At 48.8% G+C, this 23727-nt stretch carries 19 protein-coding genes; 13 read left to right on the top strand and 6 right to left on the bottom strand.

Annotated features, from left to right (window positions below; genetic code table 11):
* Positions 1–372: 372 nt before the first annotated feature.
* The 7 genes from OEZ43_01245 to OEZ43_01215 all read left to right on the top strand — a co-directional run bounded on the left by OEZ43_01245 (position 373) and on the right by OEZ43_01215 (position 5506).
* Positions 373–2760, top strand: coding sequence for a heavy metal translocating P-type ATPase (locus OEZ43_01245; protein MDH5544183.1), 2388 nt, complete (start codon positions 373–375; stop codon positions 2758–2760).
* Between the two features lie 28 nt (positions 2761–2788).
* Positions 2789–2995 carry a cation transporter gene (locus OEZ43_01240; GenBank protein MDH5544182.1) on the top strand — a complete coding sequence of 69 codons (207 nt, stop codon included), beginning with the start codon at positions 2789–2791 and terminating at the stop codon, positions 2993–2995.
* A complete protein-coding gene (locus OEZ43_01235) occupies positions 2985–3278 on the top strand; it encodes a metal-sensitive transcriptional regulator (protein MDH5544181.1) in 294 nt (97 codons plus the stop codon). Before OEZ43_01240 ends, OEZ43_01235 begins: the two co-directional genes overlap by 11 nt.
* A 99-nt stretch (positions 3279–3377) precedes the next feature.
* Positions 3378–3623: a hypothetical protein gene (locus OEZ43_01230; GenBank protein ID MDH5544180.1), complete on the top strand. Its 246-nt coding sequence runs from the start codon at positions 3378–3380 to the stop codon at positions 3621–3623.
* Between the two features lie 206 nt (positions 3624–3829).
* A complete protein-coding gene (locus OEZ43_01225; GenBank protein ID MDH5544179.1) occupies positions 3830–4753 on the top strand; it encodes a hypothetical protein in 924 nt (307 codons plus the stop codon).
* Positions 4750–5133: a hypothetical protein gene (locus OEZ43_01220; protein ID MDH5544178.1), complete on the top strand. Its 384-nt coding sequence runs from the start codon at positions 4750–4752 to the stop codon at positions 5131–5133. The genes OEZ43_01225 and OEZ43_01220 overlap by 4 nt, the downstream gene beginning before the upstream one ends.
* A gap of 28 nt (positions 5134–5161) precedes the next feature.
* Positions 5162–5506 (top strand): hypothetical protein, encoded by a 345-nt coding sequence (locus tag OEZ43_01215; GenBank protein ID MDH5544177.1) that lies wholly within the window; start codon positions 5162–5164, stop codon positions 5504–5506.
* A 60-nt stretch (positions 5507–5566) separates the two neighbouring features.
* On the opposite strand, the gene OEZ43_01210 is transcribed toward OEZ43_01215, so the two are convergent.
* The 3 genes from OEZ43_01210 to OEZ43_01200 all read right to left on the bottom strand — a co-directional run bounded on the left by OEZ43_01210 (position 5567) and on the right by OEZ43_01200 (position 12156).
* Positions 5567–5755 carry a hypothetical protein gene (locus tag OEZ43_01210; protein ID MDH5544176.1) on the bottom strand — a complete coding sequence of 63 codons (189 nt, stop codon included), beginning with the start codon at positions 5753–5755 and terminating at the stop codon, positions 5567–5569.
* 335 nt (positions 5756–6090) lie between these two features.
* Complete coding sequence (locus tag OEZ43_01205) at positions 6091–10662, bottom strand: hypothetical protein (GenBank protein ID MDH5544175.1); 4572 nt, start codon at positions 10660–10662, stop codon at positions 6091–6093.
* Positions 10663–11034: 372 nt separating this feature from the next.
* Entirely contained in the window at positions 11035–12156 is a 1122-nt protein-coding gene (locus tag OEZ43_01200; protein ID MDH5544174.1) for an HD domain-containing protein, read from the bottom strand.
* 68 nt (positions 12157–12224) lie between these two features.
* Between OEZ43_01200 and OEZ43_01195 the strand changes: the two genes are divergently transcribed.
* Positions 12225–12422 (top strand): hypothetical protein, encoded by a 198-nt coding sequence (locus OEZ43_01195; GenBank protein ID MDH5544173.1) that lies wholly within the window; start codon positions 12225–12227, stop codon positions 12420–12422.
* A gap of 304 nt (positions 12423–12726) precedes the next feature.
* Positions 12727–12894 (top strand): hypothetical protein, encoded by a 168-nt coding sequence (locus OEZ43_01190; protein MDH5544172.1) that lies wholly within the window; start codon positions 12727–12729, stop codon positions 12892–12894.
* A 1-nt stretch (position 12895) separates the two neighbouring features.
* Here the strand turns inward: OEZ43_01190 and tsaD are convergent, their stop codons facing one another.
* Positions 12896–13909 carry a tRNA (adenosine(37)-N6)-threonylcarbamoyltransferase complex transferase subunit TsaD gene (gene tsaD, locus OEZ43_01185; protein ID MDH5544171.1) on the bottom strand — a complete coding sequence of 338 codons (1014 nt, stop codon included), beginning with the start codon at positions 13907–13909 and terminating at the stop codon, positions 12896–12898.
* Between the two features lie 172 nt (positions 13910–14081).
* On the opposite strand from tsaD, the gene rpsU reads away from it, so the two are divergent.
* The 4 genes from rpsU (at position 14082) to rpoD (ending at position 18601) form a co-directional block, all read left to right on the top strand.
* On the top strand, positions 14082–14339 hold the full coding sequence (gene rpsU, locus OEZ43_01180; protein MDH5544170.1) for a 30S ribosomal protein S21: 258 nt from the start codon (positions 14082–14084) through the stop codon (positions 14337–14339).
* 24 nt (positions 14340–14363) lie between these two features.
* Positions 14364–14816, top strand: a complete 453-nt coding sequence (locus OEZ43_01175; protein ID MDH5544169.1) for a GatB/YqeY domain-containing protein — start codon at positions 14364–14366, stop codon at positions 14814–14816.
* A gap of 46 nt (positions 14817–14862) precedes the next feature.
* Complete coding sequence (dnaG, locus tag OEZ43_01170) at positions 14863–16647, top strand: DNA primase (protein MDH5544168.1); 1785 nt, start codon at positions 14863–14865, stop codon at positions 16645–16647.
* 97 nt (positions 16648–16744) lie between these two features.
* Positions 16745–18601 carry an RNA polymerase sigma factor RpoD gene (gene rpoD / locus OEZ43_01165; GenBank protein ID MDH5544167.1) on the top strand — a complete coding sequence of 619 codons (1857 nt, stop codon included), beginning with the start codon at positions 16745–16747 and terminating at the stop codon, positions 18599–18601.
* Between the two features lie 1063 nt (positions 18602–19664).
* On the opposite strand, the gene OEZ43_01160 is transcribed toward rpoD, so the two are convergent.
* Both OEZ43_01160 and OEZ43_01155 read right to left on the bottom strand, forming a co-directional pair.
* A complete protein-coding gene (locus OEZ43_01160) occupies positions 19665–21023 on the bottom strand; it encodes a hypothetical protein (protein MDH5544166.1) in 1359 nt (452 codons plus the stop codon).
* 277 nt (positions 21024–21300) lie between these two features.
* Positions 21301–23628 (bottom strand): hypothetical protein, encoded by a 2328-nt coding sequence (locus OEZ43_01155; GenBank protein ID MDH5544165.1) that lies wholly within the window; start codon positions 23626–23628, stop codon positions 21301–21303.
* Between the last annotated feature and the right edge of the window lie 99 nt (positions 23629–23727).

The following is a 23727-nucleotide window of genomic DNA, read 5'->3' as shown; positions in this document are numbered from 1 at the left end:
GTTTTGAGTGTCCGCTTATAGGAAGTCTGTGCGTCGGCTTCCGGCTGATTCCTACAGATGCAACCCGCAAAAACAAGGTCGGAACAATTGCTTCCAATATAGGCCAGCTTGAATATATGGAACAATTGTTCTATCGACCCGATTTGCGTTCAATTGCCTAATGTTAGAAAACCCAACCACTAATAAAGCCGAAGTTAACCATAAGTTCGCCTAGAATGCCTTCCATCGTATTCTCCTTTTTTGATCGTGTAGTTGATGAATGATTCGTTTTTGAATCTGACGTGATTGTCTTCGATATCGGCGATCGGTGTATGTGCAATATGTCACGGCTTGAGTCTTGACAGATACCCCGTGGGGGTATAAGGTTTCGACATGACTGCTAACCTACAACAAATACCGAATATCCTCGAACTGCCTATCGAAGGCATGACCTGCGCGTCTTGCGCAACAAGACTGGAAAAGGTCTTGAACCGTGTCCCAGGTACCGATGCGACGGTTAATTTCGCTTCGGAAACCGCGCGTTTTGAATACGATCCCACCACAGTACAACCCGATGAATTTGTCGAGGCGATACGTGGCGCGGGTTTTCAGGTGCCGACGCGACAGGTGCAACTCGCGATTGATGGTATGACCTGCGCGGCGTGTGCGGCGCGTATCGAGAAGGTGTTGAACCGTATACCCGGTGTCGAAGCGACGGTGAACTTTGCCACCGAGCAGGCCACAGTGCATTACATGCCCCTGGTAAGCGTGGAAGAAATTATTGCCGGTGTGCAGCGCGCCGGCTATCAGGCCTTTGTGCGCGAAGACGACACGCAGCAAGCGGACAAGGAACGGAAAGAAGCGGATGCGAAAAAAGAGTTTCGCTTGTTTATTGCTTCTGCAGTTCTCACCGCGCCCTTTATGCTGCAAATGGTTTTCATGTTTGTCGGTACTGCTCATGAATTGTTTTCGCCATGGTGGCAAATGGCCCTGGCGACACCGGTGCAGTTCTGGATAGGTAAACGCTTTTACGTTGGTGCGTGGCACTCGCTACGTGGTGGTAGCGCGAATATGGATGTGTTGGTGGCCCTGGGAACCTCCATGGCCTATCTGTTTAGCGCCGTCGTCACTATCGCGGGTATTCATGAACATGTCTATTTTGAGGCCAGCGCCGCGATCATCACTTTGATACTGCTCGGTAAGATACTCGAATCGCGCGCCAAACGAAAAACCTCGGCAGCGATTGAGGCCTTAATCAAACTGCAACCGAAAACTGCGCGCCTGTTACGCGATGGTGAAATTGTTGAAGTCAATGTCAGCGATATCGTCATCGGTGATGTGTTTGTGGTGCGCGCCGGTGAAAACGTGCCGGTCGATGGTGAAGTCATCGATGGCTCGTCGAGTATTAATGAATCGATGTTGACCGGTGAAAGCATGCCTGTTTCCAAGCAAAGCGGTGATCATGTGTTTGCCGGGACTATGAATCAACAAGGGCAATTGCAGTGTCGCGCCATCGGTGTCGGCAAGCATACCCAATTGGCCGGCATTATTCGTCTGGTCGAACAGGCGCAAGGTTCAAAGGCACCAATACAACGCCTGGCGGATCAGATCGCCGCAGTGTTTGTTCCGGTCGTTGTCGCCGTGGCGGTACTGACCTTTATTTTAAACTGGGCGATTGTTGGTGAGTTTACCCAGGCCTTAATCAATGCGGTCGCGGTGTTAGTGATTGCCTGTCCGTGCGCGCTGGGCTTGGCAACGCCCACAGCGATTATGGTCGGAACCGGTCGTGGCGCACAGGTCGGCGTGTTGGTGAAGAATGCGCAGGCCCTGGAGTTGGCAGAGCATGTGAACACGGTTATCGTCGATAAGACCGGTACGCTTACCGAGGGCAAACCGCGTGTGACAGATATCTGGGCATCGCCAACGAGTAGTCCTGATTCAGTGCTGTCGATTGCCGCGGCGCTGGAGCAAGGCTCCGAACATCCACTCGCGCGCGCCGTATTGGCCTACGCAAAAGACAAATCAATCGCTGTTGAACGGGTAGAAAACTTTCAGGCACACGCCGGTGTTGGTGTGTCTGGCGAAGTCGCTGGCGAACAATACTGGTTGTGTTCCCCCAATGGTGCGAAAGAACAAGGAATCACCTTGGACGATACGCAACTAGTCGCGCTGCAACAGCAAGGCAAGACGGTGGTGGTGTTGAGCCGTGGACAGGAAAGTCTGGGACTATTAGCGATTGCAGACAAATTACGCGAAAGCTCGTTAAAAGCTGTTCAACGCTTGCATGCCTTAAATGTTGATATCGTGATGTTGACCGGTGATAACGAAAACACCGCGCGTGCGGTTGCCAATGAAGCGGGTATCAAACACTTTTCGGCGAATGTGAAACCACAGGATAAAGCCTCGGCGGTACAGAGTTTTCGCAGCGAGGGTAAACGGGTTGCAATGGTCGGCGACGGTGTCAACGACGCACCAGCTTTGGCCGCGGCCGACGTTAGTTTTGCGATCGGTGCTGGTTCTGATGTCGCCATAGAAGCCGCCGATGTCACACTGATGCGCAATGATCTCAATGGCGTGGTCGACGCAATTAGCTTGTCCCGCGCAACCCTGGGCAAGATACGTCAGAATTTGTTCTTTGCATTTATCTATAACATTTTGGGTATACCTTTGGCCGCGTTGGGTATGTTGAATCCGGTAATCGCCGGTGCAGCGATGGCGATGTCGTCGGTATCGGTGGTAACAAATTCTTTATTGTTAAAACGCTGGAAGAATTCAGCCTAATCAAGTAGCGAAATACAGGAGATAAAAAATGGAAAATATCACCATCAAAATTTCGGGCATGACCTGTGGTGGTTGCGTGAACAGTGTGACCAATGTGTTACAACAACTTGCTGGTGTAAATTCTGTAGATGTCAGCCTTGAACCAGGTGAAGCAAAGATCGCATATGATGCTTCTGCTATTGGTCCCGATGAGCTCAAGAGTGCTATCGAAGGCGCAGGATACGATGTCGCCTAAAGCTACAAACGAAAAACGTGTAGTACAACCGCGCAAAAAGGCCTTGCTGAGTCGCATGAAGCGTATCGAAGGTCAGGTGCGTGGTGTCTACACGATGATCGAAGAGGATCGTTATTGCATTGATGTGTTAACGCAAATCGCCGCACTGCGTTCTGCCCTTGGCGCGGTGTCCCTGCAATTATTGGAAGATCATACCCGCCATTGTGTCAGTCACGCGATAAAGCACAATGATGATGCTGTTATCGAAGAACTTATCGAAGTGACCCGCCGCCTGACCCGCTAATTGTAAAATTTATTTTCTCATTCATTAGAAATTTACTCGGATACAACCTAGAATTAATCCATTCGCGACAGGAAAAAGAGGTGTAAGCCTGTAGTCACGATGTGGGGATGGACATTGGCGGGTAGTCTACACGAAACCGACCATATCAAGGAGGACATGATGTCCAAGGCAAACGAATCGCCTGTGGTCGATGATTGGGAGTTATCCCTTGAAAACGAACATGCGATGGCGATCTACCCCGATGCCCTTTCAAATGAAGAGCTCAGAATGCTGCTTGAGATGAGGGAGGCAATCAAAACGGCACAGACTGGCGTGCTGGTGCAGAAGGAAGAACAAGTGTACTAGCATTAGTCGATGCCAGATGGAAGGCGGACAGTTTAGGCTGTTCGCCTTTTTTCATTTTTGCATCACAGTGTTGGATCATATATTGAATGTGTAGAATAAAACACGGACGAACGCACAGGTAGTGGCGGCGGCTGGAACAGGTGTCCCACGGAGTGTGACTCGCAGTACAGATACAAAATCAATAAATTACAAGAATCGGTGGGAACATGAGCGGTTTTATCAATACAGGCAGACTTTTCAAGTCAATGCGCATGGTTGTGGCTTTTGCCACAGTGATTGCGTCATTTCACACAGGTGTGGCTTTCGCAGCGGAGATCCCCCCTGGATTTCACCGCATGCCCGATGGGCGTATCATGGCCAATAACCCGGCGACAGCGATCGCACCGCCCGGGTATTTTCTGCGATCCAACGGCGTGTTGGTCAAACTCGACGACCAGCCATCACAGGCACCGCAACTGATCACGCCAGGTGAAGTCCCTCCCGGTTTTCATCGCATACCCGATGGCCGTTTAATGGCCAATAATCCCGCAACCGCAATCGCGCCCGTTGGCTATCATCTCATGCCGGATGGCACCTTGATGTCGAATAGCGGCGGTGGAGCAGCGGTGCATAAACACGGTGCAGGTATGTGGATGTTTGATATCAAATACGAACGCATGCATATGAGCGGCATGTTAGATACCACCAAGCCAGTCAGTGCCGCGCAGGTGACGGATTCAAACGGCATATATAATTACATGATGGCACCGACGACGATGGACATGGACATGGTGATGTTTATGGCCATGTACGGCGTTAGCGATGATTTTATGCTGATGTTGATGCCGCACTATATGCGCAACTCTATGGGTATGCGTTCCTCTGACGGCACGGTTTCGCAAATGAGCACGAGTGGTGTTGCCGATACGATTTTTTCAGCGATGTTTCGCGGACCGATGAAGCTGACATTTACTACTGGCCTGAGCTTGCCCACTGGCAGTATTGATGAGATCGGCCCCATGACGCATACCGCGACGTTTACCGAGGCCGGAGTGAAATATCCCTATGGTATGCAACTGGGCTCGGGGACATTGGATATCAAACAAGGTATAAGCTACGAAGACGACTGGCGTATGTTGGCTGGGGTTTGAGCTATGAATATACTGCAGCGCTGAATCGCAACAAACACGGTTATCGTCGTGGTAATCAATTAATAGCCGATGGCTGGATGGAATTGCGTCCCTTGGATTACCTGAGTATGCGCGGCAAAATGCGGATGCGCTCGAACGGACAAATCGATGGCAAAGATGTCGAAATAACCGATACCTTTGTCACCATGTCGCCGACCATGAACGCCAACAATTACGGTGGTACGCGTATCGACGCGATTGGTACGATGAAGATACACACGCCCTCGAAAATGTTTGGCATCAATCTGGAGCTGACATTGCCTGTTTATCAAAACCTGTGGGGTCCGCAGATGGCGACGAAATGGATACTTGGCGTGAACATAGGAGCTATGTTTCACTAGCGCCTGGCTAGATTAAGAGTATCAGGATGTGATTCAGTTTCCGCAGTCCTTATGCGCGATAGACGGCGAGGGTTTCGAACGCCGCTTTGTCGCCTTTGTTCAAACGCTTTCCACCGATGCGTTGCTATTGCAACAGGGATTGCAATACAGCAGTGTGGTGAGTGAAAGTCCTTTCAGCGCCATGTTGCTCAGTACCACGCAAGACGACACTCGCATTTATGTGCGAGTGCGGATTCTATATAGCGGTGTGATAGCTGGTTGCGCGTGTGCAGATGATCCGTCGCCACCAATAGAGAATCCGGAACAGTGTGATCTGGAGTTTTCGATCGAGAAAAGGACGGGGCAGGCGAAGCTCGTCTTATTGGAGCAGTAATCCTTCGGAGAGAATGTAAGGATTGCGCCTACACCCATAGGGTATGGGTGCGTGCGCTTCCTAACGGGAAGACGTTTTCTTGCCCCAGTCGTTGGTGATACGCATGATCCCAGCGTCCCCAGACTTCACAACGTGGTTGCTGCTCGCAGGAGTTGAAAGACTGAACTGATGTTTGTATTTCATTGATCCCACAGCAAGCATGCCAAATACGACGCTAACCCCAGCGTAAAATGCGATAGTTTTCAACATAATAGTCACCTCGCTCTTGTGACGTTTCCATTTTTATTTACGTGACTTTTCGCCGAAAGCTTAACCCTGAGGTGGTTACAATTTGAAACAGTTGGCACTATTTTTTGAAACAAATGGAGAGAATTTGGCTTGATTTAGACTGAGCTGGAGTTAGTCCCCCAGAAGTACTAGAAAGCCACCGGCTAAGTCATATCGTGAGTGAGCGCATAAATTAACAAACCCTAATTTCTCAATTTATACGTGGTAAATAGTGTTTCCAACCTTTACCGAACTCTTCTCATTTACTGACCTAGCCAGAGGCTGTCTTGAAATATTTGTACAGCAACTTCCAGCATCTACTGCGATTCAACGGCCCAGACATGATGCATAGTCATGGTGCCCATCTGCATCTGTTGGTCCCAGGTAATGGCCGCGCGACCGTTAGCATCCACGGCAATATCCGTCCTGGCAGCATGTCCCTCGCTCGCCGTGTCGTATTCCACTAGCATTTCTGGCGTCTGATTCCATGTAGCACCAGCGCTTGCCCTATTGGCGTAGACATGACTCTTGCTTGCGTCTGTATTGAGGCTGGTCCACACCGCAAATGCATTGCCTGTTTGATCAACAGCAAGTGAGAGTTGGCTTTCGCTCTCACTGTTGCCGCCGCTAATCGCAGACGGTGTACCCCAATGCCACATAGGCATATTGTTGTTCGTCATCAGGTGCGCTTGTACGCTACGATAGTGAATTTGATTACCCATGGCTTCACGCCAGGCCACCATAAACTGTCCACTGCCACCGGTAACGACTTGTATCGTATTGTGGGCGGTAATAATGGTGTTTGCATCGGCGGCGTTGATATTTTCGTGGCGTGTCCAGCTACCATCGCTATTGATGATGTAGGCGTCAATCATATAACTTTGCTCATTGGCTACGACGACAAGTTTCTGATCACCATTACTGACACTTTTCACCACGATGTTTGAACTGCCTATACAGGCAGGGCCATCAAAAATCGACGACCAACCACTCATCGTTGTGTACGTAGACATCTTGATATCAAAGCCATTGCATGCTGTATCAGTGCTCTGCAGCAACCATGCAGCGTGAATCTTTGCCTGAAGGTCGACATAGTGTGGAGTTAATACTTTCTCTGTGACTACTGGCAGTGAGTGAATGGTTTCCCATGCGCCGTTCATAAAATGTCTGGCGTTCAAAACAATATCGTAAGAGGTCGTCGACGGTTGATGCCAGGTTAAGGTTATCATACCGGTCTCACTCATAATCATCTGCATATCGTCTCGGGATATGCCGGTAGGTAAATCCGGGATCACATCTTTCTGCCAGTTGTTGCTGTTACTGAGCTGTCTGGCAAGATAGAAATTGTTTGTGTCACGAATGAGTCCATAGAGATTGCCTGTAGCCGGGGCAATATCGATGAATTCCAATGTTGCGCTGGCACTAAGCCCGTTAAACAAATTGGTATTGCTTAACGCGTTCATCCAGCCAGTAGTTGTTGCGCGCGCTACATGGTTTTCGGGTGTGGATGCGCCATTGGCAGTGTTATCCACCCACATGTTGATTACGCCGCTGTGATTGTTGTCTACATGAATGTTTAGGGCCATCTCGGTAAGCGGGTTCATGGCGCCCGCATGAGAGACGTTCATTACGGCCGCTGGTTGCGTCCAATTCTGAGTGCTTGGCGTGGTGCCACCAGTATTGTTGTTATTATCGTTGTTACCGGTGTTGCCATTGTTAGATCCGGCTTGTACCGAAGCGATACTGTTGCCACGGACACTCACCCAGTGATGAATCGTATTGTTCATCTTCAAGGCGCCGGTGACAACTGGAATATGGCTGTCGCTCAGTGCGATGCGATGATTGCCTTCTATTGTGCCGCTATTATTGGCGAAGCTGCGAATCCGCTCACGAGTCGACCAGCCTTGTCCCATCAACTTATGACTGGCGTAAAGGTTACTGCTTCCATCGGTTGCCGATTCCAGCCACAGGGCGCTGACATAACCCATGGCATTAAGCGAAGCACTAAGATCATTGCCGGCAATATTGTGTCCGAGCGTGGCGACTTTCTCCGCCGTATGCCATCCCATATTAGGCATATACTCGACGGCATAAATGCTGTCCATCGGCATACCGCTGCCGTTATCAGTTTCTATCCACACGATTGCCATTGCGCCATTGTTGTTGTGTACGATGGCCGGTGTAGATGAAATAGTTTTTTGATTGTCTCGACGCATGAAGGTTTGCCAGGCAGCAGGATTTGCCGAGGCATTGTAATCCGCAGTAAAAATCGCCGTTGCAGTACCCGACTTCTGATATAGCACTAGTTGAGCATTGCCGCTGGCGTTGGTGTTAAGTGAGATCGAAACCGTTTTGCTTAGATCGAGTCCTGTCACGTTACTGGCGACGGTGCTTACGCTTCCCCAGGCGAGATTGCTGGTAGTGTATGTCGCAGTTTTCACGCTATAACTGCCAGTGTTTTCTTCTATCCAGGCAGCTACGATGTTGCCACTCGAGTTTAGCTCGGCGTCGAAGAGGTCGGCGGGCATGGTAGCGTTATTCATGCGGTGAAGCATATCGCTGGCTACATGATTCCAAACAGCCGGCGTTGAACTGGCATCACGTCTATAGACACTCATACCAAAACCGCCAGTCATAGTTGCATGGCTGAGCAAATAGGAATTGCCGGAGGCGCTCGTTAACACTTTCGGCGAATAGCCACTGGCAATATTGCCTGGCGCATACATCACATGCGTCATGCTGCCCATGTATTCGGTAGAATAAATCTGGTCAACGTTTTGCCAAATATAATAACCGTCATTCGTTACCGGATTAAGAACAAGGCTGGCGTTATCGGTAACCGTCATGCCGTCATCCAATAAACTGCTTGAGTCCATCTTGTTCCAGGACATCGTCGCGGTGTTACTCAAAACAGAACGATAGCCGTTGATAACGTCGGTGCGCAGGCTCAGGTTAACAGCTGTGCTATTCCAGTTGATAACAACCATGCCTGATGCGCCGAACTGGATGTTACTGGAATTTATTGCAGTACCAGGGGCGTTACTAATGTCATCATTAATCGCGTTGCTCGGCGTAGACCAGGCGTCGGTAATGATGGTGGCAGTGTTGTTGTTTGAGCCAGTATTGGTATTGTCCGAGTTATTGTTAGTGTTGTCATTACTGGTGGTGTCGTTGTTGTTATTCCCGCCAGTGTTGTCATTGTTTCCACTGCTGCCGTTACTATTTGTATTGTCGGTGTTGCCATTTGAGTTCTGGCCGGAATTATTCGTTGTGCCTGAATCGTTAGTGGCGACGGAATCGATATTGGTCTTGCGTCCACTTTTTAGCAATGAGAAGACTTTGTTGTCACCACTGGCACTGGAGTCTAGCCACAGTACCCACGGCGTGCCATCGCTATGCATTGCCACTGAAGTGCTATAAATATTAGGTAGCGAGGAGATAGTAGTAATAATCTCCTTTTTGCCCCACGTGCCTGCGGGTTTTTGTAAGGCTATGAGCAATCGATTCTCGTTGGTTTCGCTTTCTGTCCAACTGACGGCCGCATGTCCACTGCCATTAATATTGGTAACTAGATTGAGTACATTCACTCCAGTTTTTGATTTTTGTACGTCGCCGACGCTTCCCCAGCCGGTGCCGGGAATATAGCGTAGATATTTGACGCGATGAACGTCAGTGCCTGCTCTCCCTTGAACTTTCTGAGAAGTTTGATTGCTAGCGGGAGGTGTTGAGTCGATATCAATCCAGGAGAGTAAAGCGTGACCGCTATTGCTGGCAGCAAAGGTCAAACCGCCAGAAATAGAATGATTGGTTTTCGGAATATCGCGACGTACTGGCGTTCCCCACACGTCGCTAATTCGGTCGACAGTATAAATTGAGCGAGGTGTGTCGTATTGGAATGCGATATGTAGATTGTTGCCACTGCTTTCTATGCTCGTGTAGAAATCTAAAACATCGGCTGGGTTCAGGTTGAGTGAATTTCCAGACTCCAGTACTGTTTCGGCGGCACCCCAAGTGTTGCCGCCTGTGTTATAGAATGCGCTCATGATGCGAGAGCTGCTGGATGTCTGCTCGATCCAGACTACGTTGAGGCTACTGTCACCAGTAATTAAAGCGCGTAGTTTGCTGTTGACGACGCTCGCACCATTCATGCGATGCAATGTTATGGGTGCTGTAGGCCATACACCTTGAGAGTTCTTGCTATAGATGTCGATGCTGAATCCACCATCCATAGTGCTGATTGCGACGACATGGGGAGTTCCATCGGGTGATGTGAGTAGTTTGATCGGTATGCCGGCACCGAGATCCTTTTTGTTCATGTAGTGCGCGGTACTACCCATGACCATAAATTCGTTTACGATGATTTTGTTATTTTCTGGCCATAGTGCATAGCCTTCTGCTTCACCAGCGCTTGCGCCAGGGCTGACAAAAAATTGTGCATTGGTAACACCCGTCGGGATGCCTGCATCCGAGATGTCTGTCCAACCATAGGCGCCGTTCGCGAGCACGCCACGCAAAACCTTGAGCTCTTCCGTGGAGCTGCTGTTTACAATTCCTGTTTTGTACCAGGGGAGATAGATATTGCCGTTATCCGCAAGCTGAATTTTCAATCGACCAGGAGACGCTGATGTGCTGGCGGCAACGGTTTCCGTACTCAATGTGTTAATCGTATTCCAGTAACCTGTCGCGTAATCCGCGCCACTGGTTTCCGGTATCGTGGTGGGTTCGTCAGGATTGTGATTGTGTGCGGGGTCGTTGTTTGATTGGTCAGTGTTTTGACGGTCTGTAAACGGAATCGGGTTTTCCAGACACGCGCTAAGCATGAGTGACGAAAGCAATGTAAATAACACAGGCAGGCGCGCTGCACCCGCGACCGAGTTTGAGATAGTCATATTCCCCTCCACACGAGAACTCTGCGTCTATGGTGTTATTTGCGGCAGAGCGAGTTTGTTTAAATTATATATCTGATTAATGGTGTGATCACATTGTCCTGGAATGATTCATCTTTTTCTACTGTCTGATTCAGGACAACCAGTCTACAGGTAATAGCAAGATGGTTGCCAATAATTAAGTAAATTATAGTCACAAATTAGGGCGCGCAAGACGCTGTGGATTCTTATCTCTGAAAAAAACTTTTTACTGGATAGCAATGGCTTATGTTGTTTGCTGCGCGTGTTGCTCTATACCCTGAATATATAGTTGTTCGCCAGATATTGAATAAACCTGGGCGCTAACACACAGCAGGTGTGTTATATCACACAGTTTCACAATAAATAGCGTTGAGGATTAAACGGCACCTGGTTCTGGTTAAGCGTATCGACTATGTGTAGTGAAGGGAATTCATCCAGATAGATGCGGCTCTCGGGGATGGGGCGCGAAGTGTTGTCATCATAAACGGCGATGATCGCAGGGCGTAATTCCTCGCGGCCTTTGCCAACAACAATGCCGATAATGCCATTACTGAGTTTGACCAAAGACCCATAGGGGTAAATGCCGATATGGCGAATAAAGCGTTGCACCAGTTCGCGATCAAATTTGTCTCGCCCGCGGTTGTGTAGATACTGCAAGGCGTTTAAAGGTTCAGATGCCGGGCGATAACAGCGATCCGAGGTAATGGCGTCATAGACGTCGGTTATTGCGGCGATTTTGCCTAGGGTCGAAATTTGATTCTGATCCAATCCCTCAGGATAGCCGCTGCCATCTGTGCGTTCGTGATGTTGCAGGGCGATTTGCCGTGTGAGGGGGCTGCTGATGTGAAGGCGATACAGGATGAGTTCGGAGAATTTAATGTGCTCCTGTATCTTATTAAATTCACCTAGCGTCAGGCGACCGCTCTTGTTGAGTAAGCTATTCGGTATCCACATTTTCCCCGCATCATGTAAAAGAGCGCCAACGCCAATGTGTAGCAGGTCCGATTCGGAATATCCTAGGGATCTGCAAAAACTCAGCGTGATAATGCAAAAACTGACACTGCGCATAAACACATATTCATCTTTTCTTTTGTCACGGCACAGTAGCAACAGGGTATCTTCATTGGAATCGAGGTGCTTGATGATCTTCTTGACCAATACATATAAATGATCTATTGGGATGTCGCTTCCTTGTGAAATTCGCACAAGAATATTGTGCATGCTTTGTTGTGCATGTCGAATAAGAAAGCGAGCGTTTTTCAGTCGCTGCTCAAATGAAGCGCGTTTGTTCTTTCGCGCGATGATACGGTCTTTTTGCGCCTGTCGCTGATAGTGTGAATAGTCCTCGTGCGTATCAATCAGGCGATCTCTGAGGTCAGGTAGTTGAGAGAAACGACTTCTGGTTGAATTGGAGGTGGTCGAGCCCCGAGAGGCGGTTTTCTTGCGCGTAACATAACGAGGTAACTGCGTAATCATTTGGCCTCCGTCGACGCAACTTCATAGTCAAAAAAAGAGGCCGTCCCTGGTCTTTAAGGATAGCGAACATGCGAAGTAGCTGTTGCGCAAAGTGTGCCATATTCAATCTTTTCTCGACGCTACATTTTAAATCAAATAACTGTATGCGTTTCTGGATTGACGTCAAGACGGCAAAACTCTCGGCGGGCGGCAGTGGATTGCCGGGCCAATACGGTGTTGATGCTACTTTATTACCGGACTTTATCGCGCGCGATAAACAGCTTTAATTGATGTGCGCGTAAGACGTCGAGAATTTGCGTGGTCGTCAATATTTAGAGCAGAAAGATTCCAGGTCCAGGTCGTGATACATTGGTTTTCAATTCAAAATTTCGTGTATTGCCTGCAGGAAAATTAATAGGCGATTGATTGTTTGAGATATTTTTATCAGTAAATCGGCGGGATTAAACTAACTGAATCACTGGCACATTCCATGCTGTTTTCATAATTACGTAAAGATGTCGCGCTGGTTTCCGACATTATATTAGGTAGGAAAGTTTGTCAGTCATAGATGGCCGCCGCAGGAGGTGTCACATGGACTTAATGTATGCCGTAATCGAAGCTGTAGTAATTTCGTTTTTCGTCGGAGCAATCCTTGGTGGCGTTATTGCCACGCACCTGAGCCATAAGCGCCAGGAGCAGGATGTGCGTCATGATGTACCTGACATGCAGCCTGTAAAGATCAAGGTCAAAGACAGATAAGTTAGATTGCCTCCAGGCTAGACAAATCCCAACGAGGTTTTGCGCTGAAGGCTAATGGCTCCCTGCAACCGGCCTTCAAGCGGAGAAACCCGGCGTACGCTATCATTGCGCCATTATCCGTGCTGAATTCCATGGATGGAAAATACACCGCACCGCCATATTGATCGCCAAATTGTTGTAATCGCTCCCGCAGTCGCTTGTTGGCGCTGACGCCGCCGGCAACTACAAGTTGCTTTACCCCAGTCTGTTCGATGACTCGTCGACACTTGATGACCATGGTGTCGACCACAGCATCCTCGAAGGCTCTACAGATATCGGCCTTGATGTTGGGACTATCTTTGTTTTCGTAATAGGTGTTGAGGGCAAAGGTTTTGAGCCCGCTGAAACTAAAATCCAGGCCAGGGCGATTAGTCATAGGCCGGGGAAAGCGAAAGCGTTTTGGATCTCCCTGCTCGGCTAGCTTGGCGACATTCGGTCCGCCGGGATAACCGAGGTCGAGCATCTTGGCGACTTTATCGAAGGCCTCGCCGACGGCGTCATCAAGGGATTCACCAAGTAATTCGTAGTCGCCCAGCTTCTTGGCGAGTAGCAACATGGTATGGCCGCCTGACACCAGTAGCGCATTAAAGGGAAAGGCAATATCCGGTTTTTCGAGTAAGGGCGCGAGCAGGTGCCCCTCCATATGGTGGACGGCGACAGCGGGAATATCCCAGGCCCAGGCGAGACTCCGACCCAAGGCTGCGCCAACCAGTAGCGCCCCGGCAAGGCCCGGGCCGCTGGTATAAGCTATGCCGTTGATTTGTTTGGCGTCAACGCCACAGTCTTGTAGTAGTGAGTGTATGAGCGGCAAGGCCTTGCGAACGTGATCTCGAGAAGCCAGTTCAGGGACCACTCCACCATAATCGGCGTGTAGCGCGATTTGACTATGAATTCGGTGCCCGATCAGTCCCTGTTCACTATCGTAGAGGGCGATTCCTGTCTCGTCACACGAGCTTTCGATACCGAGTACCAGCATGTTTTTGGAAATTCTCCATGTATTTTGGTTTTTGCCAATTGCGATTGGCCATACAAATGGGTAGAATTCGCGGTTCTCTGGGGCCTGTGCTCGTATTTCTGGCCCGGAAACAGCAAAAGTCGCTGACCTTTTCCCGAAGAGGGGCAGCATTTAATCGAGGTGATTTTACATAATGCCATCAGTAAAAGTTAGAGAAAACGAACCATTCGATATCGCTCTGCGTCGTTTCAAGCGTTCTTGTGAAAAGGCGGGTGTACTGTCTGAAGTACGTCGCCGTGAATTCTACGAGAAGCCAACCCAGGTACGTAAGCGCAAGCAAGCAGCAGCCGTTAAGCGTCAGCTGAAGAAAAATGCACGTGACAACGCCATGCGTACACGCACCGGTCGCGGCTCGCGCCGAGTCGTAGGCAGTACCACTACTACTCGATAAATTACCTGCCAGAGGGAACACGTCATGAGCCAGTCGCTGAAGGAGCGTCTGCAAGACGCCGTCAAGGATGCAATGCGCAGCAAGGAAAAAGAACGCCTTGCAGTGATCCGTCTGGTTATGGCGGCAATCAAGCAACGGGAAGTGGATGAACGCATCGAGCTTGATGACGAGCAGGTGCTGGCGGTGCTGGATAAGATGGTTAAACAGCGTCGCGAATCCGTTGCCCAATTCGAAGTTGCCGGTCGTGATGACCTGGTTCAGAAAGAGAACCAGGAAATTACTGTCATACAGGAGTTCATGCCTGAGCCTTTATCCGAGCAGGAAATCGAGCAACTCATCAAGGATGCAATTGCTCAAACCGGCGCCGCTGGCATGAAAGATATGGGCAAGGTCATGGGTAGCCTGCAGGGCAAGATGAAAGGTCGAGCCGATATGGGTGCAGTAAGCGCTCGCATCAAATCACTGTTAACTGCCTAAGCATATATATAGAATAAGCAGTACCTGACACTCTTCCGGGGAGCACATGTCTGGCAGGATTCCCCAGCAATTTATCGATGATCTCCTTGCGCGCGTCGACATCGTCGCCATTATTGATTCGCGCGTTCCATTAAAAAAAGCAGGCCGTGAGTACAAGGCTTGTTGTCCTTTTCACCAGGAAAAAACCCCGTCATTTACAGTTAGCCAGCAAAAGCAGTTTTATCATTGTTTCGGATGCGGCGTTCATGGATCCGCCATTGGTTTTCTTATGGACTACGATCGCATGAGTTTTGTCGAGGCGATTGAAGAGTTGGCGTCGCAACTGGGCGTTGATGTTCCCTATGAGGGTGGTGAAAAATCTGCTCCTGTCCGTAATCGCGAACAGAGCCAGAATCTCTACGAGCTGATGGAGCAGGTTAGTCGTTATTACCAGAAGCAGTTGCGTTCTCATCCCGAAAAGGCGCGGGCAGTCGATTACCTTCGGCAGCGGGGTCTGAGCGGTGAAACCGCCAGGGCATTTGAATTAGGCTATGCCCCTTCTGGCTGGAATAGTCTGTTAGCCGCGTTTGGTGATAGTGAATACCTGCGTTTGAGTTTGCAGACGGCAGGCATGCTGATCGAAAAGGAGCGTAGTAATAATAGCTATGACCGCTTTCGTGATCGTATTATGTTTCCAATACGCGATCGGCGTGGTCGGGTGATTGCCTTCGGTGGTCGTGTAATCGATCAGGGTGAGCCCAAATATCTCAACTCGCCAGAGACGCCGATCTTTCATAAGGGGCGCGAGCTTTACGGGCTCTATCAGGCGCGTCAGGCCAACCGGGAGTTAGGTGCGGTTGTGGTGGTCGAAGGCTATATGGATGTTGTAGCGCTGGCGCAGCATGGCGTGACCAACGCAGTGGCCACTCTGGGAACGGCGATAACGGAACACCACATACAGGAGCTGGTCAGACATACAGATGAAGTGATTTTTTGCTTCGATGGCGACCGAGCGGGCAAGCAAGCGGCTTGGAGGGCGCTGGAGGCGTCACTGGAAGCGGTCGATGGAAAAACCCTGTTTAAATTCATGTTCTTGCCGGAAGGCGAAGATCCGGACAGTTTAGTCAGGTCATCGGGCAAGGAAAGCTTTGAAAAATATTTGCGCAACGCTTTACCGCTTTCTGAATTTTTCTATGAAAGTCTATTGCTTAAAGCCGATATACGAAAACTAGACGGCAAAGCACGTCTTTTGAATCTGGCTAAGCCATATGTGCTTAAACTCAAGGACGAAGGGTATAGGCGGCTGTTGGTAGAACGACTGGCGGATGGCGCAAGTCTCTCTGGTGAAGAAGTGATGCGGCAGTATGGTTTGGCGACAGGGGCCAGACTTGCGCCTCGGCAATCCCCTGCTACATTTACTAGGGGACAGCAACAGGTCGGCAGTGTCGCGCGTAGGGCGATCACCTTGCTGATACAACACCCAGCGTTGGCTGAAAAGGTCAAAAGACCTCAGGATATTGCCTCGTTGCAGGTTCCGGGTACATTGTTATTACATGAATTACTTGAATTTTTGAGAGACAGCCCCCAAATCAACACGGCCGCTTTGTTGGAGCGTTGGAGAGGCCGAGATGAATTTGGGCAGTTGGCAAAACTGGCGGCAGAGGAGTTGCCGTTACCACCTGAGGGATTAGGTCCGGAGTTTCTGGACACACTGAAACAACTAGAACAACAAGGATTGGAAGTACAGTTGGATCAATTGCTCAAGAAATCCCAATACACGGAATTGACGTCTGAGGAGAAGAGATCGCTGCGTGAGTTACTGGCTACGCGAGTCACGGTACCGCAGGCGTGACAAGGATGTTAAGAGGGCTAGCCGTTATCGGATTATTTCTGTATGATTGCCGGCTATTTTTTGATGTACGCGTATAATAAAGGTTGTTATTTCTCATATGAATTCACAACAGCAGTCGCAGATCAAACTTTTAATCGCAAAAGGTAAAGAACAAGGTTATCTGACGTATCGAGAGGTGAATGATCACCTTCCGGATGAAATTGTTGATCCGGAGCAAATCGAAGACATCATCAATATGATTAACGACATGGGTATCCCGGTGCATGAAGTCGCGCCCGATGCCGATGCGATGTTGATGTCTGATCAGGCGGTAACCGATGAAGACGCGGCTGAAGAAGCCGCAGCCGCACTGGCCTCTGTCGATAGTGAGTTTGGTCGAACCACCGATCCTGTGCGTATGTATATGCGCGAAATGGGAACGGTAGAGTTATTGACTCGCGAAGGCGAGATCAAACTGGCCAAGCGTATCGAAGAGGGTTTACGTCAAGTTCTGTCCGCACTTGGTGCATATCCGCGCACAATTGCGGCATTTCTCGAAGAATACCAGCGTATTGATAATGAAGAACTTCGCCTGACAGATCTCATTACAGGATTTATTGATCCCAATGAGGAGACTGCCGAGGTTCCATCCCAGTCCACTAGCGTCATGATTAATGCAAATAATTCTGCTAGCGCCAAAAGTGATGCGTCAGACGACGAAGATGGGGACGGGGATGGGGATGATGCTGAAGCTGAGATTGATACCGGGCCAGATCCGGAAGAAGCGCGTGAGCGTGTCGGCAAGTTGGCCGCATTGCACGAGAAATATACCAAGGCGGCAGCTAAGCATGGCAACGGTCACAAGAAATGTCGTGATCTGAACACTCAGATCGGCGAACAGTTTCTGGAATTCAAACTAGCGCCACGTTTTGTCGTGCAGATGGTGACTGAGCTGCGCGAGATTGTAGACAGAATACGTGCGGAAGAACGCAGCATTATGTCTATATGCGTCAGAGACGCGCGTATGCCGAAGAAGGAATTCGTTTCCAGCTTCCCCGAAAACGAAACCAACCTGGATTGGGTGAATGGTTTTATCGAGAAGGGCGAGAGCTATTCTACAAAATTGAAAGAACTGGCTCAGGATATTCTTGATCGTCAGGCTGTGCTGGCTGACGTTGAAGCTGAAAGCACCATGCCTATCTTCATGCTCAAGGAGATCAATCGCAATATGTCGATTGGTGAAGCCAAGGCACGTCGCGCCAAGAAGGAAATGGTCGAGGCCAACCTACGTCTGGTAATCGCGATTGCTAAAAAATACACCAACCGTGGTTTGCAGTTCCTTGATCTGATTCAGGAAGGCAATATCGGTCTGATGAAGGCGGTCGACAAGTTCGAATATCGTCGTGGTTACAAATTCTCGACCTATGCGACATGGTGGATACGTCAGGCAATTACCCGTTCTATTGCCGACCAGGCACGTACGATTCGTATACCGGTACACATGATTGAGACGATTAATAAGCTCAATCGCGTATCACGTCAGATGCTGCAGGAAATGGGTCGTGAGGCTACGCCTGAGGAATTGGCAGAGCGCATGGAAATGCCGGAAGACAAAATACGCAAGGTTCTGAAGATTGCCAAAGAGCCTATCTCCATGGAGACGCCGATTGGTGACGATGAAGATTCGCATCTTGGGGACTTTATCGAAGACCAGAATATGGTCGCACCAGGTGACTCAGCGACTTTCGAAGGTCTGCGTGAATCTACTACGCGCATACTCGAAAGCCTGACTGCAAGAGAAGCCAAGGTGTTGCGCATGCGTTTCGGTATCGATATGAATACCGACCATACTTTGGAAGAAGTTGGTAAGCAGTTTGATGTTACTCGTGAGCGTATTCGTCAGATTGAAGCCAAGGCATTGCGCAAGCTGCGTCATCCTTCGCGTTCGGAGCAGCTACGTAGCTTTCTTGAATAAGTAAAGTATTGTTGTCTGTGAATAAAGGGCGCTTTTAGCGCCCTTTTTTGTTTTCGGACTCCGGGTTATACTATCGCGGCTTGAAAATGTGAATATTTCGGGCGCCCGCTGTGTGCGCCCTCGACGTCTTGCCAGGGAAAGGCAAGACCGGAGTCTTAAGGACTCATCGCCAAGGATGGCTAGGTTTTTCTTGTCTTATATATAGCAGTCAGTGTTGTGTATTTCAGTATGGCAGTTGGAGCAAAGGAGCTGGCATTTTTCAACTTCTTTTTCTATCGCTTCCCACCTGCGGTTTGACAAAGATCTTAAATCAAGTTGGAATTTCTTTGACCCCGGGTTTATGTGATGAAATTCCAACGCCGCGAAATTTTTACTATATCCGCAGATACTGCATGCTGAGCCCATCTTTCTTATGAGTGTCAATTTGCGTTCTCGGCCCCTCTTTTGCTGAGCTAGATAGGATTGAAAGAAGAGATTATTGTGTGAGTTCTTGCACTCGCGGGAGCAATATTTTCTTTGGCGCCCGGAAAGTTTTTCTCCGCATTCGACACAAGTAGTGCATTTTGTGGTGCTTATGAACAATTTCATAACCGTATGGTATCAACGCTATTCAGGATATCCAAAGTAAAATTTACTTGTTAAAATGCATGCCCTAATGCCCCTGTAGCTCAGTTGGTTAGAGCAGCGGACTCATCAAAAAGGTGCGTTCATGCCGAAAGGCATGAAATGAATGGGATGAATTCAGGGAACCCTTAGCAGTATGGCTGAAGGCAATCCTGAGCCAAGCCAGCGGTACACCGCTGGAAGGTGCAGAGACTACCTGAGAACTTGAGTGTTCTTAATAACAGGCTAGAGCGTCCCACACCCAAACAAGTTATGTTGTGGGTGGTGAGATAGTCCGTGCTTACTGGAAACAGTGAGATTACATGAATCCGTTGGTCGCAGGTTCGAGTCCTGCCGGGGGCACCATTCTTTTCTATTCTGCTCAAGGTATTTGTTCCTAATCTCCGATTGTGCCTTCATTGAGACCGGACTCGAACTTCGTTCGCTTTTTCGCCAATCGCTATATCGGACTATTGAACAACTGCGATAACACCTGAGCCCAACTCGCTTGCGTGCTTGTGCTGTCAGGGATGCCGTCTCCATTCGTGTCAATCTCGACTAAAATACTGCCGTCTGCTTGTGCAGTGAGTGTCTGTGTTTCAGAATTTGTTGCAGAGCTGCGCTTTACCGTCATTTGGCCGGCTGTTGGCGCACTTCCGATGGTGCCATTAAACGGTGTTGGCGTTGCGACGGCGATGGTGGCGTCGCCGACAATGCTGATGCTAAGTGTAAAATTGAAGCTTTGATTAGTCTTGTCTGCCGCAAAATCAACATCAAAATTATATGTGTGAGATGTCGCTCCGGTGCTCGTGGTTTCTTCTGCGCTACCACTACCGCTTGCTGTCTGACTTTCATTTGTCGGTGAGACGGAAATTGAGGTGCTGGAGTTTCCAGATGCTATATGAGTGTTACCTGTGGTGGCATTTGCCCGACTGAGAGTTTTTCGAAACATAGATGTGTTGCTTGACCATGTTGGATCAACAAACGGTGTTCCTGTTGCTGCGTCTACTGAAAAACCACGACTGCCGTTTAAGGTGATGTTGCCGTTCAGGCCTCTTACGCAATTGGCAAAAGTGAAAGTGGTATTGTCACCAGTTGAAAAGCCAACTGGAGCGACGTCGTCCTTGAGTATGGTTACACTTCCGCCGCTTCTGCATGGGATAGTGGTTTCGGTGACCGCGAGAATCGAGAACGAAGGCGCAGACGAAGTTGCGCGTCCGACCAAAACCAAATCAATATCTGTATCGATAAAAGCGCTGCTTGTATCAGACAACTCCACGCTGCTCACAAATAGCGACGTGTCTGCTGTTGAAGCGGGAAGCGGCAGGCTCCCAGCGGGTGGAGTGAACGGTGGTGTGCCGCCGCCGATTCCTGGCGGTAGACCGGCGCCTAGACCCGGTGGTGGTGTTCCGTTTCCTAAGCCTGGTGGTAAAACGCCAGCTCCGCCACCGGGTGGAGAAACGGGCAAACTGCCAGTGAAAAAACTGATAAACGCGCCGAAGCCTCCAAAGCCACCGGTATTACCGATAATTCCTGCGATAGTACCGTTGAGGTTGTAGCCTCCGATATTTCCAACAAAGCCATTTGTTGGGAGGTTTGCCGCAGTCGTACGGAAACCACTTCCAATCGCACTCGTCAGTTGTTCGTCTACGGTGAGAGCCCGTGTACCGATGTGCTGTTGACCAGTATTGCTGGCTTGTTGTTTACCCGCATTAGTATCAGGTATGGACTCGGAGCATGCGCTAAGCGTGAGCAACGGTATGATGAGAAAACAGGACAACTTCGTCCCGTAGATAGACGGTTTTATTTGCTTATTCATTTAATCCCCACATGTAAATGCAAATTTGTATTGTTGTTATTGCTTTTTGTTCTTATTAATAAAGGTAGTTAAGGAGAAGCTGGAAATCAATTCGCATTTTCAAATTAGAAACGTGTCTGTATGGCACTGGTGGTTATAAAAACGAACGGCCCACATTCTAAAAGAAGTGTGGGCCGTTCGTTTGCTGATGCCAGTGTTGATTTATCAGCAATACAGGTATGTATTGGGATTAATTAATCACAACTATATGCTACCTGCGTATTGCTCGCTCATGTGACTAAAAACTCTCTATCGTTCCATCCGCATATCGAATGATCGGGCCAAGCTCCGTGTTCTCAATACTGGCAACCTGTTTTCCTTTAACCGTGATATTGCCGAGTATCAACTCCTTCGCATCCGGATCCAATATTGCCTCGACCATCGCACCTGCTCGGTTAGCAATATTGATTTGAGAGGAGCCGTCCTGATGTTCAAATGAAAAGTATTCGTTGTCGTAACGAATAGACATCGACTTTACCAGGCCGCGCCAGGAGTTCTTCTGTAGTCCGGCTTCAACTTTCACACTCTTGTACTGTGTATAGCTGGGTCTGTTTGGATCCGGTACACGCAGATAGGCATTAAAACTGGCGTTAACGCTAAAGTAGTTTGCATGGTGCTTTGCCCATTGCACTGGATCGTTGGAATAGTTCATCCAACTATTATTGTTATACGACAGGCGACCTCTGAAAGAGCTAATCGCATTGTCGTAGTCATAGTTATAGAAATAACCGTCGACGGCAACATAATCTACGGTTGGTAAAATCGTGCTGCCACCGTAAGGCCAACGCAGGCGTAAATCCATACCCGCATTGTTGATACGCAAGCTGTCCTTGGCGCCTGCTTTGTGTAGTGTTACCTCTATATCCGCATCACTAATATTCAAGGCGCGGGGGATATAGGTTTGTTGTGCCCAGCTCCAGCTACGATCAAGGTCTGCTCCCCAGGTGCGCATGGATATGCTGCCGTATTCGCCGCTCACCTTTAAGTTGATGCTGACGCGTTCGGAATTATAGCAGTAGTAACAGTAGTAATATCTCCAGGCTCTGACCTCCAGCTCGACCTGGCCAAGACCTTCGATAAAACCATTGTTTAACACCAGATAACGCGAGCCCCATTTGGTTGTGGCTGTCACCGTACCGCTGATGTCCAGGCCCTCGGGCAGGTAGTTGTCTTTGTCGAGGGCAAGGTCATACACGAGATCAGACTCGGCTTCACCCATCTTGATCATGGCCAGAACCACACCGCCAACTTTGGGATATAGGGTTTTGGCAATATCGACATAGCCAAGAAAGTCATCAGTGACTTGCTCTACGTTGATCTCCCCACCCATGCTGTTTAGAAGTTTCTTGCCTAGCAGCGCACTATTTTCGTCTATCGTGTGCCCCATTGTGCGTAATGAAGTGATCAGGCGTTTACCGGAATCGATTTCATTAAACAAGAGTTTTTCTATTTCAGAGTAGAAGCCGGTTTTTGTTGTCGCACTTTCGTCGACTTGTTCGTCATTATCATCATCGACAGGTTCTGGTTCTGGTTCTGGTTCTGGTTCCGGCTGTGGTCCGGGCTGATCCGGTCCAGTTTCAGAACTATCAGGTGTCGCTTCTTCCTTCTTCTTTTCAGATTTTTCTTTCTCCGGTTTCTTATCGGTATCGATATTTAGTTCATCGAGTTCAGACTCGATTTTTTGAAGATATGGTGAAAAAACCAGGTCTTGGTGAAAGCCTTCTATACCTTTAAGTTCTTCGCGCATGCCTTCCAGTAATGCTTGAACCGAAAAGCTTGCGGTCTTGCTGTATAGTTTTAGCTCACCATTGTTATCAATATAGGTTTTAGAGAAGCCACTTATGGTTTCGCTATAAAGTTTTGTGTCGGGTAATTGTTGTGTTATTAAGCGTGCAGTCGAAGCCTGTAACACGCCAAATAACACTTGACTATCCTTCTCATTTTCAATCGCGTTTGATATTTCCTGTTTGTTTGCTACATCTACCAACTCAATTGTATGTGCATCGTCAGATATACCGATGATATTCAGGTCTTGTAAAAGATCACTGATCTTGGAGTTGGCCTTGGCAACGGATAGAGCGTTAAACTTTTCTGTCTGTTGTTCAATTCGCTGTATCGCTAGTTTGCTGGCGAGGTGAGTGTAGAAATTAATATTGGAAAAGTTGTCCTCACCAATTTGTAGAATAGGTATGATCGCCTCAAGTTCAAATTTCTCATCAAGAATAAGGTCCTCGCCAAAAGCAATATCGCTATCGTCGGTAGCTTTACAACCAATCTGAGTATCACACTTCATCTTTGTGTCAGTATCAGCGCTGGCTTGAAGCAGGATAGGCTGAAGATGAGAGCCAGTTAATCTAATCTTATAGCGGCCGGAATTATCGGAGTGGGTGGTGCCGAGAAGTGTTTTCTTGCCTTCCTCGTTTAGAGAATATGCCGAGACTTTGGCCTTGCTGATGACGCCTTTGGAGATGCGTCCCGAAATTTCTGTGTATGTGTTTGCCCCACCACCACAACCAATAAGTAAAAGAACAATTAAAAGAATAAATGTGGAAGACGCTATTTTCATCCTGTATCCCTTTTATTTTATGAAAAAAACTATTTTCGTTTCTTGGGAGGTCCAGGCGGTTCGTTGTTAAGTATGCCTGGATTCCTTTGCAAGTATCGT

Source organism: Gammaproteobacteria bacterium (assembly GCA_029881255.1).
Taxonomy (GTDB): domain Bacteria; phylum Pseudomonadota; class Gammaproteobacteria; order S012-40; family S012-40; genus JAOUMY01.
The sequence above is the reverse complement of the archived record's forward strand: the minus strand, read 5'-3'. Positions and strand labels throughout refer to the sequence as shown.

Coding starts and splice junctions, on each gene's coding strand:
- rpsU (MDH5544170.1), top strand. CDS start 14,082: ATGCCATCAGTAAAAGTTAGAGAAAACGAACCATTCGATATCGCTCTG.
- OEZ43_01245 (MDH5544183.1), top strand. CDS start 373: ATGACTGCTAACCTACAACAAATACCGAATATCCTCGAACTGCCTATC.
- OEZ43_01195 (MDH5544173.1), top strand. CDS start 12,225: ATGCGAAGTAGCTGTTGCGCAAAGTGTGCCATATTCAATCTTTTCTCG.
- OEZ43_01175 (MDH5544169.1), top strand. CDS start 14,364: ATGAGCCAGTCGCTGAAGGAGCGTCTGCAAGACGCCGTCAAGGATGCA.
- OEZ43_01235 (MDH5544181.1), top strand. CDS start 2,985: ATGTCGCCTAAAGCTACAAACGAAAAACGTGTAGTACAACCGCGCAAA.
- OEZ43_01230 (MDH5544180.1), top strand. CDS start 3,378: ATGTGGGGATGGACATTGGCGGGTAGTCTACACGAAACCGACCATATC.
- OEZ43_01210 (MDH5544176.1), bottom strand. CDS start 5,755: ATGTTGAAAACTATCGCATTTTACGCTGGGGTTAGCGTCGTATTTGGC.
- OEZ43_01205 (MDH5544175.1), bottom strand. CDS start 10,662: ATGACTATCTCAAACTCGGTCGCGGGTGCAGCGCGCCTGCCTGTGTTA.
- OEZ43_01160 (MDH5544166.1), bottom strand. CDS start 21,023: ATGAATAAGCAAATAAAACCGTCTATCTACGGGACGAAGTTGTCCTGT.
- tsaD (MDH5544171.1), bottom strand. CDS start 13,909: ATGCTGGTACTCGGTATCGAAAGCTCGTGTGACGAGACAGGAATCGCC.
- OEZ43_01200 (MDH5544174.1), bottom strand. CDS start 12,156: ATGATTACGCAGTTACCTCGTTATGTTACGCGCAAGAAAACCGCCTCT.
- rpoD (MDH5544167.1), top strand. CDS start 16,745: ATGAATTCACAACAGCAGTCGCAGATCAAACTTTTAATCGCAAAAGGT.
- OEZ43_01225 (MDH5544179.1), top strand. CDS start 3,830: ATGAGCGGTTTTATCAATACAGGCAGACTTTTCAAGTCAATGCGCATG.
- dnaG (MDH5544168.1), top strand. CDS start 14,863: ATGTCTGGCAGGATTCCCCAGCAATTTATCGATGATCTCCTTGCGCGC.
- OEZ43_01155 (MDH5544165.1), bottom strand. CDS start 23,628: ATGAAAATAGCGTCTTCCACATTTATTCTTTTAATTGTTCTTTTACTT.
- OEZ43_01240 (MDH5544182.1), top strand. CDS start 2,789: ATGGAAAATATCACCATCAAAATTTCGGGCATGACCTGTGGTGGTTGC.
- OEZ43_01190 (MDH5544172.1), top strand. CDS start 12,727: ATGGACTTAATGTATGCCGTAATCGAAGCTGTAGTAATTTCGTTTTTC.